Annotated in this window: 14 protein-coding genes; 8 read left to right on the top strand and 6 right to left on the bottom strand. The window is 71.5% G+C overall.

Annotated elements, in window-relative coordinates:
• Nucleotides 1-9 precede the first annotated feature (9 nt).
• Entirely contained in the window at nucleotides 10-312 is a 303-nt protein-coding gene (locus EJC51_RS19160; protein ID WP_126277039.1) for an Imm53 family immunity protein, read from the top strand.
• A 500-nt stretch (nucleotides 313-812) separates the two neighbouring features.
• Here EJC51_RS19160 and EJC51_RS19155 read toward each other — a convergent pair whose 3' ends face one another.
• From EJC51_RS19155 to EJC51_RS19140, 4 genes are read right to left on the bottom strand one after another with little or no spacing between them, the layout of a single operon-like run.
• Nucleotides 813-1,973, bottom strand: coding sequence for an acyl-CoA dehydrogenase family protein (locus EJC51_RS19155; protein WP_126272207.1), 1,161 nt, complete (start codon nucleotides 1,971-1,973; stop codon nucleotides 813-815).
• A 6-nt stretch (nucleotides 1,974-1,979) separates the two neighbouring features.
• Nucleotides 1,980-2,912: a hydroxymethylglutaryl-CoA lyase gene (locus EJC51_RS19150; RefSeq protein WP_126272206.1), complete on the bottom strand. Its 933-nt coding sequence runs from the start codon at nucleotides 2,910-2,912 to the stop codon at nucleotides 1,980-1,982.
• Nucleotides 2,909-4,897: an ATP-binding protein gene (locus tag EJC51_RS19145; protein ID WP_126272205.1), complete on the bottom strand. Its 1,989-nt coding sequence runs from the start codon at nucleotides 4,895-4,897 to the stop codon at nucleotides 2,909-2,911. The genes EJC51_RS19150 and EJC51_RS19145 overlap by 4 nt, the downstream gene beginning before the upstream one ends.
• A 17-nt stretch (nucleotides 4,898-4,914) precedes the next feature.
• Complete coding sequence (locus tag EJC51_RS19140) at nucleotides 4,915-6,531, bottom strand: carboxyl transferase domain-containing protein (protein ID WP_126272204.1); 1,617 nt, start codon at nucleotides 6,529-6,531, stop codon at nucleotides 4,915-4,917.
• A 95-nt stretch (nucleotides 6,532-6,626) separates the two neighbouring features.
• Between EJC51_RS19140 and EJC51_RS19135 the strand changes: the two genes are divergently transcribed.
• The 4 genes from EJC51_RS19135 (at nucleotide 6,627) to EJC51_RS19120 (ending at nucleotide 10,375) form a co-directional block, all read left to right on the top strand.
• Nucleotides 6,627-7,220, top strand: coding sequence for an SACE_7040 family transcriptional regulator (locus EJC51_RS19135; RefSeq protein ID WP_126272203.1), 594 nt, complete (start codon nucleotides 6,627-6,629; stop codon nucleotides 7,218-7,220).
• A 109-nt stretch (nucleotides 7,221-7,329) separates the two neighbouring features.
• On the top strand, nucleotides 7,330-8,487 hold the full coding sequence (locus EJC51_RS19130) for an acyl-CoA dehydrogenase family protein (RefSeq protein ID WP_059192237.1): 1,158 nt from the start codon (nucleotides 7,330-7,332) through the stop codon (nucleotides 8,485-8,487).
• A gap of 35 nt (nucleotides 8,488-8,522) precedes the next feature.
• Complete coding sequence (locus EJC51_RS19125) at nucleotides 8,523-9,395, top strand: acyl-CoA thioesterase (RefSeq protein WP_126272202.1); 873 nt, start codon at nucleotides 8,523-8,525, stop codon at nucleotides 9,393-9,395.
• A 5-nt stretch (nucleotides 9,396-9,400) separates the two neighbouring features.
• Entirely contained in the window at nucleotides 9,401-10,375 is a 975-nt protein-coding gene (locus EJC51_RS19120; protein WP_126272201.1) for a cation diffusion facilitator family transporter, read from the top strand.
• A 12-nt stretch (nucleotides 10,376-10,387) separates the two neighbouring features.
• Here EJC51_RS19120 and EJC51_RS19115 read toward each other — a convergent pair whose 3' ends face one another.
• Complete coding sequence (locus tag EJC51_RS19115; protein WP_126272200.1) at nucleotides 10,388-11,179, bottom strand: phosphatase; 792 nt, start codon at nucleotides 11,177-11,179, stop codon at nucleotides 10,388-10,390.
• A gap of 62 nt (nucleotides 11,180-11,241) precedes the next feature.
• The gene (locus EJC51_RS19110; protein WP_208870724.1) at nucleotides 11,242-12,705 is read right to left on the bottom strand and encodes a PucR family transcriptional regulator; all 1,464 of its coding nucleotides are present in this window, start codon (nucleotides 12,703-12,705) and stop codon (nucleotides 11,242-11,244) included.
• A 131-nt stretch (nucleotides 12,706-12,836) separates the two neighbouring features.
• On the opposite strand from EJC51_RS19110, the gene EJC51_RS19105 reads away from it, so the two are divergent.
• The 3 genes from EJC51_RS19105 to EJC51_RS19095 are packed head-to-tail and all read left to right on the top strand — an operon-like array spanning nucleotide 12,837 to nucleotide 17,005.
• Complete coding sequence (locus EJC51_RS19105) at nucleotides 12,837-14,294, top strand: sodium:solute symporter family protein (protein ID WP_126272198.1); 1,458 nt, start codon at nucleotides 12,837-12,839, stop codon at nucleotides 14,292-14,294.
• A gap of 57 nt (nucleotides 14,295-14,351) precedes the next feature.
• The gene (gene speB, locus EJC51_RS19100) at nucleotides 14,352-15,323 is read left to right on the top strand and encodes an agmatinase (RefSeq protein WP_126272197.1); all 972 of its coding nucleotides are present in this window, start codon (nucleotides 14,352-14,354) and stop codon (nucleotides 15,321-15,323) included.
• A complete protein-coding gene (locus EJC51_RS19095; protein WP_126272196.1) occupies nucleotides 15,320-17,005 on the top strand; it encodes a thiamine pyrophosphate-binding protein in 1,686 nt (561 codons plus the stop codon). Before speB ends, EJC51_RS19095 begins: the two co-directional genes overlap by 4 nt.
• Nucleotides 17,006-17,077 lie beyond the last annotated feature (72 nt).

Raw genomic sequence — 17,077 nt, 5'->3', positions numbered from 1 at the left:
AATCAAGGAATGCGCTTCGTGCAAGCGTGGTACGCGGCCAACTGTGACGGCGAGTGGGAGCACGAATTCGGCATCAAGATGGCCACATCGGATAATCCCGGATGGCACATCGAGATCGATGTGAGCGAAACAGAGCTGGAGGGGGTTCCTGTGGAACGGGTGCGGCGCGCACTCCCCGAAGGGGGGTGGATGATTTCCTGGAGCGACGGCGTAGTTTTTCAGGCGGCCTGCAGCCCGCTCGCGCTCTGCTATGTCGACGAGTTTTTCAGGGAATTGGTCGAGGATGCCGTGAAAGGAAACCCGCTCCCCTAGTTTGCTGGATCGGCTAGCTCTGGGCTAGCCAACGGTGGGCCCGCCGGCTTTTGTTCGGCGGGCCCATCGCCTATTGGCCAGGCGGCGAATTGAGCATGGCCCGCGGCGACTCCTGCAACACCCCCACCCAAGCCGAAAGTCTGGTCGCCGCCTCCGCCGTCGTCACTGGCGGCCGCGGGCGTGCTTTCTTCCAACGCCGCCGCGAGAACTACCTGTGCAGGCTTCTCGGTGGCGGCACGTACCGTATCCCGCCGATTCCCTGTCAGTGATGTCCGCACGGGCAGCCGGTAAGGCGAACGGTGCACGGGAAGCGACCAGCCGGCCGGACGAGGCGGCTCGGGCATGCCGGAACGGCCTGGCGCGGGACGGCCCGCCGCCTGCCGCTGCCCGGCACCTTCACGCCCAGCATCCGACACAGGAACACATGGATGATGCTCACCGTCATCAACCTCTACGGCGGCGGCTGGGCCGCCGAGTCCGTACCCGCTGCGGGCGCGCGGTCACCCCACCAACCCCAACTCCCGGGCGATCAGCATCCGCTGCACCTCACTCGTCCCCTCCCCGATCTCCAGGATCTTGGAGTCGCGCCACATGCGGGCCACCGGGTACTCGTTCATGAAGCCGTAGCCGCCGTGGATCTGTGTCGCGTCGCGGGCGTTGTCCACCGCGATCGTCGACGAGTAGAGCTTGGCCAGGGCCGCTTCCTTCTTGAAGGGCTCGCCTGACACCAGGCGCGATGCCGCGTCCCGCCACGCCAGGCGGGCGGTGTGGGCCTTCATCTCCATGTCCGCGATCTTGAACTGGATGGCCTGGTTCGCGCCGATCGGCTTGCCGAAGGCATGGCGTTCCTTCGCGTACTTCACCGACTCGTCCACGCAGCCTTGCGCCAGGCCCGTGGAGAGCGCCGCGATCGCGATGCGGCCCTCGTCCAGGATGCGCAGGAACTGGGCGTAGCCGCGGCCCTCCTCGCCGAGCAGGTTCGCCGCCGGGACGCGGACGTCGGTGAAGGACAACTCCCTTGTGTCCGACGCGTTCCAGCCCACCTTCGAGTACGGGGGCGCCACCGTGAAGCCCGGGGTGCCGGAGGGGACGATGATCGAGGAGATCAGGGGCTTGCCGTCGGGCTTGCGGCCCGTCACCGCCGTCACCGTCACCAAGCCCGTGATGTCCGTACCCGAGTTGGTGATGAAGCACTTCGTGCCGTTGATCACCCACTCGTTCGTGGACGCGTCCAGCGTCGCCGTCGTGCGCGTCGCGCCCGCGTCGCTGCCGCCGTCCGGTTCCGTCAGGCCGAACGCGCCCAGGAGTTCGCCCGAGCACAGGCGCGGGAGCCACTCCTGCTTCTGCGCCTCCGTGCCGTAGAGATGCAGGGGCATCGCGCCCAGGGAGACCCCGGCCTCCAGCGTGATCGCCACCGACGAGTCGACCCTCGCCAGCTCCTCCAGCGCCACGCCCAGCGCCAGGTAGTCGCCGCCCATGCCGCCGTACTCCTCGGGGAACGGCAGGCCGAACAGGCCCATGCGGCCCATCTCACGGACGATCTCGTAGGGGAACTCGTGGTGTTCGTAGTAGTCGGCGATCTTGGGGGCGACTACCTCGTGCGCGAACTCCTCCACCGTGCGGCGGAGTTCTTCGAGTTCGGGGGAGAGTCGGTGGTCCATCGCGGGTCACTGCTCCTTGTGGGACAGGGCTCGAACGGTGCGGGACGGGCTGGGTCGGCCCAGGTGGTCGGCCATCCACTCGCTCGTGGCGACTAGACGGTCGAGGTCGACCCCGGTGTCGATGCCGAGGCCTTGCAGCATCCACACGAGGTCTTCGGTGGCGAGGTTGCCGGTGGCCGACTTGGCGAACGGGCAGCCGCCGAGGCCGCCCGCGGAGGAGTCGACCGTGGTGACGCCGTGCTGTAGCGCCGCGTAGGTGTTGGCGAGCGCCTGGCCGTACGTGTCGTGGAAGTGCACGCCCAGCGCCTGCGTGGGGATCCCGGCCTCGTTCAGGGCGGTCAGGAGTGCCCTCACATGGCCTGCGGTCGCCACGCCGATCGTGTCGCCCAGGCTCAGCTCGTCGCAGCCCATGTCGAGCAGCGCCCGGCAGACCTGGACGACCTGCGGCACCGGGACCGGGCCCTCCCACGGGTCGCCGAAGCACATGGAGAGGTAGCCGCGGACGTGCACGCCCGCTTCCTTTGCGCGCGCCACCGTCGGCTCGAACATGGCCAGCGCCTCGTCCAGCGTGCGGTTGAGGTTGGCCTTCGCGAACGACTCGCTGGCGCTGGCGAAGACCGCCACCCGGGTCGCGCCCAGCGCCAGGGCGCGCTCCAGACCGCGTTCGTTCGGCACCAGTACCGGAAGGTCCGCCTTCACGTCGGCCAGCCGCGGGAACAGCTGCTCCGCGTCCGCCAGTTGGGGCACCCACTTGGGGTGGACGAAGCTCGTCGCCTCGATCGTCGTCAGGCCCGCGTCGGCCAGGCGGTGGATGAACTCCGCCTTGACCTCGGTCGGGACGGTCGCCTTCTCGTTCTGGAGGCCGTCGCGCGCGCCGACCTCGTGGATGCGGACCCGCGACGGCAGGCCTTCCTGCGGTACGACCATGGGGAGTGTCATGTCTCGTCCTCCACGGGGGTGATGACGGCCAGCACCTGGTCCATCGCGACCGTCGCGCCCGGCTTGACGTCCAGTTCGGCGACCGTGCCCGCGTGCGGGGCGGAGACGACGTGCTCCATCTTCATCGCCTCCACCACCAACAGGCTCTGTCCGGCCGTCACTTCGTCTCCCACGGCGACCTTCACCACCGTCACCGTCCCCGGCATCGGCGCGGTGAGCGAGTCGGCGCCCGCGTGGGCCGCGCCGGACAGGGACGCCGCCACCGGGTCGTGGTCCCGGACGTGCCACACGTCGCCGTCGCGGCCCAGCCAGGTGCCGTCCGGCAGGGCAGCGAAGGTGTGCGCGACGCCGTCGAGGAGGCAGGTGAAACGGCCCGCCGAGGCGACGGCCGCGGTCCCGCGCAGAGCCGCCTCCGCGGAGCCCACGAGCACTTCGGTCCCGCCGTCCGGCGTGCTGCGCACGCGCACCGTCACCGGCTCGTGGCCCGGCACGTGCAGAGGGTGTGCCGTCCAGGCCCGCTCGCCGCCCAGCCGCCAGCCGTCCGCCGCGGCGAACGGGTCGGCCCACCCGGTGTCCGCGGCCGGCGCGAGTGCCGCCTGACGGAGCAGCGCAGCCGCCGCGTACACCTCCGCGGGCACCTCGTCGCCCACGAGCCCGTCCACTTCGCGTTCGACCAGCCCCGTGTCCAGCCGCCCCGCGACCACATCCGGATGGGCCAGCAGCCGCCGCAGGAACCCCGCGTTGGTCTGTACGCCCAGCGTGACCGTGTCCGCGAGAGCGGCGCGGAGCTTGCGCAGGGCCGTCGCGCGGTCGGGGCCGTACGCGATGACCTTGGACAGCATCGGGTCGTACAGGCTGCCGACCTCGGAGCCCTCCAGGAGGCCGGAGTCGGTGCGGACGCCGTCGCCCTGCGGCTCGTGGAGCCGCAGGACCGTGCCGCCGGAGGGGAGGAAGCCGCGGGCCGGGTCCTCCGCGCAGACGCGCGCCTCGATCGCGTGGCCGGTGAGGCGTACGTCCTCCTGCCCGAAGGCCAGCCGCTCGCCCGCCGCCACCCGCAGCTGCCACTCCACCAGGTCCAGGCCGGTGATGAGCTCGGTGACCGGGTGCTCCACCTGGAGGCGGGTGTTCATCTCCATGAAGTAGTACGAGGCGGGGTCGCCGCCGGGGACGATGAACTCCACCGTGCCCGCGCCCCGGTAGCCGCACGAGCGCGCCGCCTGGACCGCCGCCTCGCCCATCGCCGCGCGCGTGGCCTCGTCCAGGAGGACCGACGGGGCCTCCTCGATGATCTTCTGGTGGCGGCGCTGGAGGGAGCACTCGCGCTCGCCCAGGTGGACGACGTTGCCGTGGCCGTCCGCCAGGACCTGGATCTCGATGTGCCGGGGGCGGTCGATCCACCGCTCCACCAGGAGCGTGTCGTCGCCGAAGGAGGCGCGGGCCTCGCGGCGGGCGGCGGCGATCTCGTCGTCCAGCACCGACAGGTCCCGCACCAGACGCATGCCCTTGCCGCCGCCGCCGGCGGAGGGCTTCAGCAGGACCGGGGCACCCAGTTCCAGAGCGGCGGAGGCCAGTTCCGGGTCCCGGCCGCCCGGCACCACCGGCACCCCTGCCGCGGCCACCGTCTCCTTGGCGCGGATCTTGTCGCCCATCAGGGAGATGGCGTCCGCGGGCGGGCCGATGAAGACCAGCCCGGCGTCGGCGCACGCGCGCGCGAAGGCGGCGTTCTCGGCGAGGAAACCGTAGCCGGGGTGGACGGCCTGGGCGCCGCTGCGGGCGGCCGCCTCCAGCAGCCGCTCCACCGACAGATAGCTCTCGGCGGCCGGCGCCGGGCCCAGTCGTACCGCCGTGTCGGCCTCCCGGACGTGCCGGGCGTCCGCGTCGGCGTCGGAGAAGACGGCCACCGAGCGCACGCCCAGGGCGCGCAGGGTCCGGATGACGCGGACGGCGATCTCGCCCCGGTTGGCCACAAGTACCGTGTCGAACATCCTCGTAAAACCCCTCATCACATCCGGAAGACGCCGAACTGGGGGTCACCCAGCGGGGCGTTCGCACAGGCGGTCAGGGCCAGGCCCAGCACCTGGCGGGTCTCCAGGGGGTCGATGACCCCGTCGTCCCACAGGCGGGCCGTCGCGTAGTAGGCATTCCCCTGGCGGTCGTACTGCGCACGGATCGGGTCCTTGAAGGCCTCCTCGGCCTCCGCGGGCCAGTCCTCGCCCCGGGCCTCCAACTGGTCCCGCTTGACGGTAGCGAGGACCGAGGCGGCCTGCTCGCCGCCCATGACGGAGATCTTGGCGTTGGGCCACATCCACAGGAAGCGGGGCGAGTAGGCCCGGCCGCACATGGAGTAGTTGCCCGCGCCGTACGAGCCGCCGACCACGACCGTCAGCTTCGGTACGCGTGTGCAGGCGACGGCCGTGACCATCTTGGCGCCGTGCTTGGCGATGCCACCGGCCTCGTACGAACGCCCCACCATGAACCCGGAGATGTTCTGCAGGAACACCAGCGGGATGCCGCGCTGGTCGCACAGCTCGATGAAGTGGGCGCCCTTCTGGGCGGACTCGGAGAACAGGATGCCGTTGTTGGCGACGATGCCGACCGGGTGGCCGTGGATGCGGGCGAAGCCGGTGACCAGGGTCTGCCCGAACTCGGACTTGAACTCCGCGAAGCGGGAGCCGTCGACCACGCGCGCGATGACCTCGCGGACGTCGTAGGGGGTGCGGGAGTCGACCGGGACGGCGCCGTAGAGGCCGTACGGGTCGACCTTCGGCTCGACGGCCGGCTCGACGGACCACGGGAGCGTCCCGCGCGCGGGGAGCGTGGCGACGATGTTCCGCACGATCCGCAGCGCGTGCGCGTCGTCCTCCGCGAGGTGGTCGGTCACCCCGGACACGCGCGCGTGGACCTCACCGCCGCCCAGCTCCTCGGCCGTGACGACCTCGCCGGTGGCGGCCTTCACCAGGGGCGGGCCGCCCAGGAAGATCGTGCCCTGGTTGCGGACGATCACGGCCTCGTCGCTCATCGCGGGGACGTACGCGCCACCGGCCGTGCAGGAGCCGAGGACGGCGGCGATCTGCGGGATGCCGGCGCCGGACATCCGGGCCTGGTTGTAGAAGATCCGCCCGAAGTGCTCGCGGTCCGGGAAGACCTCGTCCTGCATCGGCAGGAAGGCGCCGCCGGAGTCCACCAGGTACAGACAGGGCAGGCGGTTCTCCAGGGCGACTTCCTGGGCGCGCAGGTGCTTCTTCACCGTCATCGGGTAGTACGTGCCGCCCTTGACGGTCGCGTCGTTGGCGACGATCACGCACTCGCGCCCGCTGACCCGCCCGATCCCGGCGATCACGCCGGCGGCCGGGGCCTGGCCGTCGTAGAGCCCGTCGGCGGCGAGGGGGGCCAGCTCCAGGAACGGCGAACCCGGGTCGAGGAGCGTGTCCACCCGGTCGCGCGGCAGCAGCTTGCCGCGCGCGGTGTGCCGGGCACGCGCCTTCTCACCCCCGCCCAGGCGGGCGGCGGCCAGCTTGCCGCGCAGCTCCCCGACGAGCGCGAGGTGCGCCTCCTCGTTGGCCCTCCAGGCCTCCGACGCGGGGTCTGCCGCGCTCGTCAGCTCCGGTGCCTCGTGCATCCTGCGGTCCCCTCACCCAGTGGTCGACTGTTAATGAGCGTTAACCATTTCCTTCAGGTTAACGACCGCTAACCTCCCTGTCTAGAATTGCTTTCATGGCCACCAGAACCGACGCCCCCACCCGCCGCGAGCAGATCCTCAAGGAGGCCGCTCGACTCTTCGCCGAGCGCGGCTTCCACGGCGTCGGCGTGGACGAGATAGGGGCCGCCGTCGGCATCAGCGGCCCCGGCCTCTACCGGCACTTCGCGGGCAAGGACGCGATGCTGGCGGAGCTGCTGGTGGGGATCAGCGAACAGCTGCTGCGGGGCGCGAGGCGGCGGCTGGCCGAGGCGGACGGTTCCTCGGCGGCGGACGTCCTCGACTCCCTCATCGAGGGCCACATCGACTTCGCCCTGGACGACCGGCCTTTGATCACCTTGCACGACCGCGAGCTGGACCGCCTCCGCGACAGCGACCGCAAGCTGGTCCGCCAGCTTCAGCGGCAGTACGTCGAGCTGTGGGTGGAGGTCGTCCGCGAGGTGTACCCGGCCCTCGCGGAACCCGCCGCCCGGTCCGCCGTCCACTCGGTCTTCGGCCTGCTGAACTCGACCCCGCACCTGGGCCGCCCCGGGGCCCTGCCGGGCCGCGCGGTCACGGCGGGGCTGCTGCACCGGATGGCCCGGGGGGCGTTCGGAGCCGCGGGGGAGTGACGAGCGTTACGGACGGGTTCCCCTGGACGGCCCTCCCTACCGGCCGGTACCTTTGTCTTCTGAGCAAGCGCTTAGACAAGCGACCCTGAGCCAGGTGGAGGTGGCGGCGGTGCGCCGTACGGTGTTCAACGAGGATCACGAGGCGTTCCGGGAGACCCTCCGGGCCTTCATCGAGGCCGAGGTCGTCCCCGTCTACGACGAGTGGTTCGCGGCCGGTCAGGCGCCGCGCGAGTTCTACTACAAGCTCGCCGAGCTGGGCCTGTTCGGCATCAACGTGCCGGAGGAGTTCGGCGGCGCCGGCATCGACTCGTACAAGTTCGAGGCCGTGATGTACGAGGAGACCGCCCGCGCGGGCGTCCACTTCGGCGGCTCCGGTGTGCACGTGCTGCTCGCCCTGCCGTACATCAAGATGCTCGCCACCGACGAGCAGAAGAAGCGCTACCTGCCCAAGTTCGTCTCCGCCGAGGAGATGTGGGCGCTGGCGATGACCGAGCCGGGCACCGGTTCCGACCTCGCGGGCATGAAGACCACCGCCAAGCTGAGCGAGGACGGCACGCACTACGTCCTCAACGGCGCCAAGACCTTCATCACCGGCGGCGTCCACGCCGACCGCGTGATCGTGGCCGCCCGTACCGCCTCCTCCACCCCCGAGGACCGCCGCCACGGCATCTCCCTCTTCGCCGTCGACACCAAGGCCGAGGGCTACTCCATCGGGCGGAAGCTGGACAAGCTCGGTCTGCGCACCTCCGACACCGCCGAGCTGGCGTTCGTCGACGTGAAGGTTCCGGTCGAGGACCTGCTCGGCGAGGAGAACAAGGGCTTCTACTACCTCGGCCACAACCTGGCGTCCGAGCGCTGGGGCATCGCCTTCGGCGCCTACGCCCAGGCCAAGGCCGCCGTCCGGTTCGCCCAGCAGTACGTCACGGACCGCACGGTCTTCGGCAAGCCCGTCGCCACCTTCCAGAACACCAAGTTCGAGCTGGCCGCCTGCAAGGCCGAGGTCGACGCCGCCGAGGCGGTCGCCGACCGCGCCACCGAGGCGCTGGACGCGGGCGAGCTGACCCCGGCCGAGGCCGCCTCCGCGAAGCTGTTCTGCACCGAGGTCGCGCACCGCGTCATCGACCGCTGCCTCCAGCTGCACGGCGGCTACGGCTTCATGAACGAGTACCCGATCGCCCGCCTGTACGCGGACAACCGCGTCAACCGGATCTACGGCGGCACGAACGAGATCATGAAGACGATCATCGCCAAGGACATGGGCCTGTAAGGTCCCCGCAATCGCTGACCAGTAGAAATGACTGCATGAGTCAGGCACTACAGGGTCTCCTCGATCTGCTCGACCTGGAGCAGATCGAGGAGAACATCTTCCGCGGCCAGTCCCGGCCCGCCATCGTCCCGCGCGTGTTCGGCGGTCAGGTCGCGGCCCAGGCGCTCGTCGCCGCCGGGCGCACGGTCCCCGAGGACCGTCTCGCCCACTCCCTGCACGCGTACTTCCTGCGCGCCGGGGACCCGGGCGCGCCGATCGTCTACACGGTCGAGCGCATGAACGACGGCCGCTCCTTCACCGCCCGCCGGGTCGTCGCCGTCCAGCACGGCCAGCCGATCTTCGCCCTGTCGGCGTCCTTCCAGAAGCACGAGGAAGGCTTCGACCACCAGGCCCCCATGCCGGCCGCCCCCGACCCCGCCACGCTCCCCACCTCGCAGGAGCGGCTGCGCGGCTACGACCACATCGCGCCGGACGTCATCGAGAAGTTCCTGGAGGCCCGCGAGGCGATCGACCTGCGCTACGTCGACGAGCCGCCGTACGGGAGGTTCGGCGAGCCGCGCGAGCCGCACTCGCAGGTCTGGTTCCGCACCAACGGCAAGCTCTCCGACGACCCCCTCCTGCACGTCGTCCTCGCCACCTACGTCTCCGACATGACCCTCCTCGACTCGATCCTGCTCGCGCACGGCCGCGGCGGCTGGGCGACCGGGGACGTCGTCGGCGCCTCCCTCGACCACGCGATGTGGTTCCACCGGCCCTTCCGCGCCGACGAATGGCTCCTGTACGACCAGGAGTCGCCGTCCGCGCACGGCGGCCGCGGGCTCGGCCAGGCGCGCATCTACACGCAGGACGGGCAGCTCGCCATCTCGGTGATCCAGGAAGGCGTGGTCCGGGCTCCTCGGCAACACTGAGGGGCATGACGGAAGCGGAAACAGCGGAACAGGGCGGCGGCGAGAGCACCTTCACGGTGATCGTGGCCGCCGTCGCCAACCTCGGCATCGCCCTCGCCAAGGCGGTCGCCGGTGTCATCAGCGGCTCCAGCGCGATGCTCTCCGAGGCCGCGCACTCGGTCGCCGACACCGTCACCGAGGTGCTCCTGCTCACCGCCCTGAAGCGCAGCGAGAAGCCCGCCGACGAGGACCATCCGCTCGGCTACGGCCCCGAGCGCTACATCTGGGCGATGCTGGCCGCCGTCGCGACCTTCGTCGGCGGCGCGGTCTTCTCCCTCTACGACGGCATCCACACCCTCGTCGAAGGCGAGGAACTCGGCGACCCGCTCGTCTCCTACATCGTCCTCGGCGTCGCCTTCCTCCTGGAGGGCTACTCGCTGCGGACGGGACTGAAGCAGGCGCGCGGCGAGGCGGCCCGCTTCCGGGCGCCGTTCAGGCTCTACCTCCGGAACACCCCCGACACCGCCGTGAAGGCCGTCGTCCTGGAGGACTCGGCCGCGCTGATCGGCCTGGTGCTCGCCGCGGGCGGGCTGCTCGGCGGGCAGCTCACCGGCTCGGGCGTGTGGGACGGGGTCGCCTCGCTGCTCATCGGGCTGTTGCTGCTGTGCGTGGCGTGGGTGCTCGGGCGGTCCAACGCCGAGCTGCTGATCGGCCGCCCGCTGCCCAAGCCCATGCGGGAGCGGATCAGGGCCGAGCTGGTGGCGGTGGAGCACATCGAGGCCGTACTGGAGCTGACGACGCTGGTCCAGGGGCCGCGGGAGGCGCTGGTCGCCGCCAAGGTCGACTTCCGGGACGTGTCGACGGCGGCGCAGATCGAGTGGGCCTGCGAACAGGCCGAACTGCGGCTGCGGGCCGCGTTCCCCGGCGTGACCAGGGTGTACCTGGACCCGACGCCGGGACACGCGCAGCAGCGGACGGAGGGGCTGAACCCCTGGCCGTAGAGGTGTAGGGGGCTACGGGAGGAGTCCCGCCTCCGCCAGCAGATACGCCGTCATCGGGTCGTAGTGGCGCGGGCTGACGACGTGGTCGTCGAGGGGGACCGTCACCTGGACGGTGCCCTCCGCCTCGCCGACGAAGAGGGCGGGGTCGTTGCAGTCGGCGTACCCGACGGAGTCCACGCCGTGCTGCCCGGCGTACCCCGCCCACCCGTGGTCTGCGACGACCAGGTCCGGCAGCGGACGCCCCTCGCGCTCAAGTCCCGTCAGGATGGCCTTCATCGGATCGCCGGAGTGGGTGTGCCACAGCGTGGCGCCGTGCTCCAGGACGGCCACGTCCGCGAACTGCATGACGTACCCCTCCTCCGTCTGGAGCCCCTCCGGGATGACGACGATCTCGCAGCCGGCGGCCCGCAGCGCGGCGGCCGTGGAGTGGTGGACCTCCAGGAGCCCGCCCGGGTGACCGGTGGCGAACAGCACCCGCTGCTGCCCCTCCGCCGCCTTCCGCAGCCGCGCCGCCATCCGCTCGAGCCCGTCGACCGTCAGCTCGGGGTCGATGGTGTCCTGGCCGTACCGGTACTCGGGATCGTCGTTGACACCCACCCGCTCCGCCATCACCGCGAGCACGTCCTGCTCGTCGCTCCAGCGGTCGCCGAGCTCCAGGCCGAGCCAGTAGTGGCGGTTGCCGTTCGCGAGCTGACGGTAGTGGGAGAGGTTGTTCTCTCGGGGCGTCGCGACGTCGCCCGCGATGCGGGTCCGTACGAGGTGGTCGACGAGCTCGGCGCGGCTGGGAGTCCCGGGTATCGGCATGGGGTCCATTGTGAGGCAGGCGACTGTGCGCGTGCGGGGTGTCCCGGACGCTGGGACACGGGTCACTCACGCAGGGCGAACCACAACTCCATGCGTACGTCGGGGTCGTCGAGGTCGGCGTCGAGCAGCGCCGCGCACTTGGCGACCCGCTGCCGCACGGTGTTGCGGTGCACGGCCAGGGCGACCGCCGTCCGGTCCCAACTGCCGTGCAGGGACAGCCAGGTGCGCAGGGTGTCGAGCAGGGCGGGGGAGCCGGCGATCGGCGCGAGGAGGGCGCGGGAGTGCGCCTCGGCGGCGTCGGGCGCGACCAGGGCGGCCAGGCGCGGGCGGCTGTCATGCCGGACGAGGGCGGCGCGGGTGGCCCGGGCGCGGGCCAGGGCACGGGCGGCCTGGGTGTCGGCGGCGACCCAGTCACGCGGTTCCACGGCGGCGCTCACGCCCAGGGTCCAGCCGGGCTGCGGCGAGGCCGGCTCCCGCTCGGCGGGCACGAGCACCCGTACGACGTCCTTCGCGAGGTCGACCAACGACGACCCGAGCGCGGCACCGAGCGCCGAGGCCGCCACGGCGTCCGGCGTCTGCGCATCGGGGCGGGCGTGCACCACGACCCACCTCCCGGCCCCCAGCAGCACCGCGACCTCCTCCGGCGAGGCGCCCAGCAGCAGCCGTACCAGCGCCGAGGACCGGGCCGCTCCCGCGCCGCTCTGATGCTCGCCGGTGAGGAGCGAGAGCAGGACGGCGGCGACCGAGGCGATGGTGTGGTCGCCGGGCTCACGGGCCGGAGCGGCCACCCCGAGGACGAAGCCCTGACCGGCGCCGAGGGCGTAGGCGGCGAGATGGGTGCCGGCGGTGCTGTGGGTGGCGGAGGTGGGGGTGCCGGGGCCGGAGGGGCGGACGACCTGGGCGAGCTCGGCCAGCGCGGCCCCGGCGGCGTCCTGCACCACGCGCCCCGCGCTCGCGATCTCCGTCCCCTCCGGCCCGTACAGCACCGCCCGCCCGGCGAGCCGCTGGGCCAGTTGCCGCAGCACGGACGGCACCGGGTCCGGGCGGGACGCGGCGGCGGCGAGGCTCTGCTGGGCCTCCGTCACCCGGCGCAGTTCGGCGAGGCGGGCCTGGGCCATGAGCTGCCAGACCGCGCGGGCCACCCCGGAGAACGTGGTCTGCGGCGGGACCTCGATGAGCGGGAGCTCGTACGCGTCGCAGGCCTCCACCAGGGCGCGCGGGACCGTGTCGTGCACGGGCGCCACACCGAACCCGAGCGCCGCCCCGCCCGCCGCGACGATCCGGGACACGTAGTCGTCGAAGTACGCCCCCGACCCCGCCGCCTCCGGCACGTGCACGCCCGCCGTCAGCAGCAGCTCGCCGCCCAGCAGATACGGGTACGGGTCGGCCATCTCCGAGGTGTGCGCCCAGTGGATGACGGCGGCGGGGTCCACGGGGCCCGCGATCTGCCGCAGCGCGAGGTCCTCGCGGGCCAGCAGCGCGGCCAGCGGGACGGGTGGGGTGGGCGGGACGGCCGGGTCCGGCATGGTGTGCGTTTCCTTCACTCCGAACGGCCTCGATGGATGAAACGTACACTTCGCAGCCGCTTTCCAGCCACCTACTGTCGGTGCTCGTCACCCGCCGGCGACACCGACACCGTGAGCGAAGGAGGCCCTCCATGGCCATCGACTACACAGTCATCGTCGTCTATCTGCTCGGCATGCTGGCCATGGGCTGGTGGGGCATGCGCCGCGCCAGGTCCAAGAGCGAGTTCCTGGTCGCGGGCCGTCGTCTGGGCCCCGCCATGTACTCCGGCACCATGGCCGCCATCGTCCTCGGCGGCGCGTCCACGATCGGCGGCGTCGGCCTCGGCTACCAGTACGGGCTGTCCGGCGCGTGGATGGTCTTCACCATCGGCCTCGGTCTGCTGGCGCTGAGCGTCTTCTTCTCGGCCCGCATCGCCCGCCTGAAGGTCTACACCGTCTCCGAGATGCTGGACCTCCGCTACGGCGGCCGGGCCGGCGTCATCTCCGGCGTCGTCATGTGGGCGTACACCCTCATGCTCGCGGTGACCTCCACCATCGCCTACGCCACGATCTTCGACGTCCTCTTCGACATGAACCGGACCGTCGCGATCGTCCTCGGCGGCTCGATCGTCGTCGCGTACTCGACGCTCGGCGGCATGTGGTCGATCACCCTCACCGACATGGTCCAGTTCGTGGTGAAGACGGTCGGCGTCCTGCTCCTGCTGCTCCCGATCGCCGTCGTCAAGGCGGGCGGCTTCGGCGAGATGAGGGACCAGCTGCCGACCTCGTACTTCGACCCGCTCGGCATCGGCGGCGAGACGATCTTCACCTACGTCCTGATCTATACGTTCGGCATGCTCATCGGTCAGGACATCTGGCAGCGCGTCTTCACCGCCCGCAGCGACACGACGGCCAAGTGGGGTGGCACGGTCGCGGGCACCTACTGCCTCGTGTACGCCCTCGCCGGCGCCGTCATCGGCACGGCGGCCAAGGTCCTCTATCCCAAGCTGGGCAGCGCCGACGACGCCTTCGCCACCATCGTCAAGGACGAACTCCCGGTCGGCGTGAGGGGCTTGGTGCTGGCCGCCGCGCTCGCCGCCGTGATGTCGACGTCCTCCGGCGCGCTGATCGCCTGCGCCACCGTCGCCAACAACGACATCTGGTCGCGCCTGCGGGGCAAGGTCACCGGCGGCGAGCGCGACGAGGTGGCGGGCAACCGCGCCTTCATCCTCATCATGGGCGTCGGTGTCATCGGCACGGCGATCGCCCTCAACAACGTAGTCGAGGCGCTGACGGTGGCGTACAACCTGCTCGTCGGCGGACTCCTCGTCCCGATCCTCGGCGGTCTGCTGTGGAAGCGCGGCACCGTCCACGGCGCGCTCGCCTCCGTGATCGTCGGCGGCCTCGCGGTCATCGGCCTGATGGCGGGCTACGGCATCCTCGCCAACGAGCCCGTCTACTACGGCCTGCTGCTCTCCCTCGCCGCCTATGTGGCGGTGTCCCTGGCGACCCCCGCGACCGACGAGGCGGTCCTCACGGCCTGGCGCGAGCGGCTGGCCGGCCGGGGCGCCCCCGAACTCGTGTCCGAACCCGTCCCGGCTCCCCAGTAGAGTCGACAACACATTCCGCATATACGCGATGAAGCGTAGGAAAGAAGGCATTACCTCATGAGCAGCAACGAGACGCCCCGCGGCCCCGTCGACTCCTCCCGCATCCCGCGGTACGCCGGCCCCGCGACCTTCGCCCGGCTGCCCCGCCTCGACGAGGTCGGCCGCGCCGACGTCGCCGTGGTGGGCGTGCCGTTCGACTCGGGCGTCTCGTACCGGCCGGGCGCCCGCTTCGGCGGCAACGCGATCCGTGAGGCGTCCCGGCTCCTGCGCCCCTACAACCCGGCGCAGGACGCCTCCCCGTTCGCGCTCGCGCAGGTCGCGGACGGCGGGGACATCGCGGTGAACCCGTTCAACATCAACGAGGCCGTCGAGACGATCGAGGCCGCGGCCGACGACCTGCTCGGCACCGGCGCCCGCCTGATGACCCTCGGCGGCGACCACACCATCGCGCTGCCGCTGCTGCGCTCGGTCGCCAAGAAGCACGGCCCGGTCGCCCTGCTGCACTTCGACGCCCACCTCGACACCTGGGACACCTACTTCGGCGCCGAGTACACGCACGGCACGCCGTTCCGGCGCGCGGTCGAGGAAGGCATCCTCGACACGTCCGCCCTCTCCCACGTCGGCACGCGCGGCCCGCTCTACGGCAAGCAGGACCTCACCGACGACGAGAAGATGGGCTTCGGCATCGTCACCTCGGCGGACATCTACCGCCGCGGCGCCGACGAGGTCGCCGACCAGCTGCGCCAGCGCATCGGCGACCGCCCCCTCTACATCTCCATCGACATCGACTGCCTGGACCCGGCCCACGCCCCCGGCACGGGCACGCCCGAGGCGGGCGGCATGACGTCCAGGGAACTCCTGGAGATCCTGCGCGGCCTGGCCTCCTGCAACCTGGTCTCGGCCGACGTCGTCGAGGTGGCCCCCGCGTACGATCACGCGGAGATCACGTCGGTGGCCGCGTCCCACACGGCGTACGAACTCACCACGATCATGTCCCGTCAGATCGCCCAGGAGAAGGCAGCGAAGTGACCCACGACCACGACCTGGTGCTCCGCCCCACGGAGGCCCAGACCGCCGCCGCCCTGAACCCGCCCGCCGGCCGGAACGGCGGAGACCTGGTCGTGGAGACCCTGGCCGCGCTCGGCACGACGACGGTCTTCGGCCTGCCGGGCCAGCACGCGCTCGGCATGTTCGACGCGCTGCGGCGCAGCGATCTGCGCTATGTGGGCCTGCGCGTGGAGAACAACGCCGGGTTCGCGGCGGACGCGTACGGCCGGATCACGGGCGAGGCGGCCCCGCTGCTGCTGTCGACGGGCCCGGGCGCGCTGACGTCGCTCGCCGCGCTCCAGGAGGCGGCGGCGGCCTCGGCCCCGGTCCTCGCGATCAGCAGCCAGATCCCTTCCGCCGGCCTCGGCGGCGGCCGCCACGGCTACCTCCACGAACTCCCGGACCAGTCCGCGTCCTTCCGGGGCGTGGTGAAGTCGGTCCACACCGTGCGCACCCAGTCCCAGATCCCGTCCGCGATCGAGGCGGCCTGGAAGTCGGCCCTGACGGCCCCGCACGGTCCGGTGTGGGTGGAGATCCCGCAGGACGTGCTGCTGGCCGAGACGTCGATCCCGGTGGTGACGGGCGGCGACGCGTTCCCGGAGGAACTGCCGCCGCGCGTCGAACTGACGGCGGTGGCGGCGGACCTGCTGTCGAAGGCGGCCCGCCCGGCGATCATCGCGGGCGGGGGAGTCGTACGGTCGGACGCGAGCGGGAAGCTGCGGCAGCTGGCGGAGCTGGTGCAGGCCCCGGTGGTGACGACGCCGGGCGGCAAGGGGGCGTTCCCCTGGACCCACCCCCTGTCCCTCCAGTCCTGGATCGAGGACCGGTACGTCACGGACTTCCTGGAGGAGGCGGACGTACTGCTGGTGGTCGGCTCGGGCCTCGGCGAACTGTCGTCGAACTACCACACGTTCAAGCCGCGTGGCCGGGTGATCCAGATCGAGGCGGACCTCGGCAAGCTGGAGTCCAACCACCCGGCGCTGGGCATCCACGCGGACGCGCGGCTGGCGTTGCAGGCGCTGCTGGAGACGGTGTCCCCGAGGACGGACGAGACCGCGCCGGAACGGGTCCGTGAGGTCCTGACCCGCGTCGCGGACCGCATCGCCGCCCAGGAACTCACCCTGGAACAGGACGTGTTGGCGTCGGTACGCCGTGCCCTCCCCGCTGACTCCCCGTCCTTCTGGGACATGACGATCCTGGCCTACTGGGCCTGGTCCGCCTTCGACGCCAAGGGCCCCAACCTCCTCCACTCCGCCCAGGGCGCGGGCGGCCTCGGCTACGGCTTCCCGGCGGCGCTGGGCGCGGCGGTGGCCGACGGTTCGCGGCCGGTGCTGGCGGTGTCGGGGGACGGGGGTGCGCTGTACTCGATCGCCGAGCTGGCGACCGCTCGCCAGTACGACCTGAACGTGACGTGGCTGATCGTCGACGACGGCGGTTACGGCATCCTGCGCGAGTACATGACGGACGCGTTCGGCGAGGCCACGGCGACGGAACTGACGCGGCCGGACTATGTGGCGCTGGCGGAGTCGTTCGGGGTGCCGGGGGTGCGGACGTCGGCGGAGACGCTGGAGACGGACCTGACGAAGGCGCTGTCCGAGCCCGGGCCTTCGGTGGTGGTGCTGCCGGCGGTACTGCGGATGTTCGCGGCTACGCATTCGGAGTGACTTCGACTGGTCGGCCAGAACAGGTGGGGACCGTGCCATGACATGGACTTCCTGAGCGCAACCGGAGAGGCG

Source organism: Streptomyces aquilus (assembly GCF_003955715.1).
In the GTDB taxonomy this organism is placed as follows: Bacteria; Actinomycetota; Actinomycetes; order Streptomycetales; family Streptomycetaceae; genus Streptomyces; species Streptomyces aquilus.
Note: the sequence above shows the minus strand (reverse complement) of the source record. Positions and strands in the feature narration are given on the sequence as shown.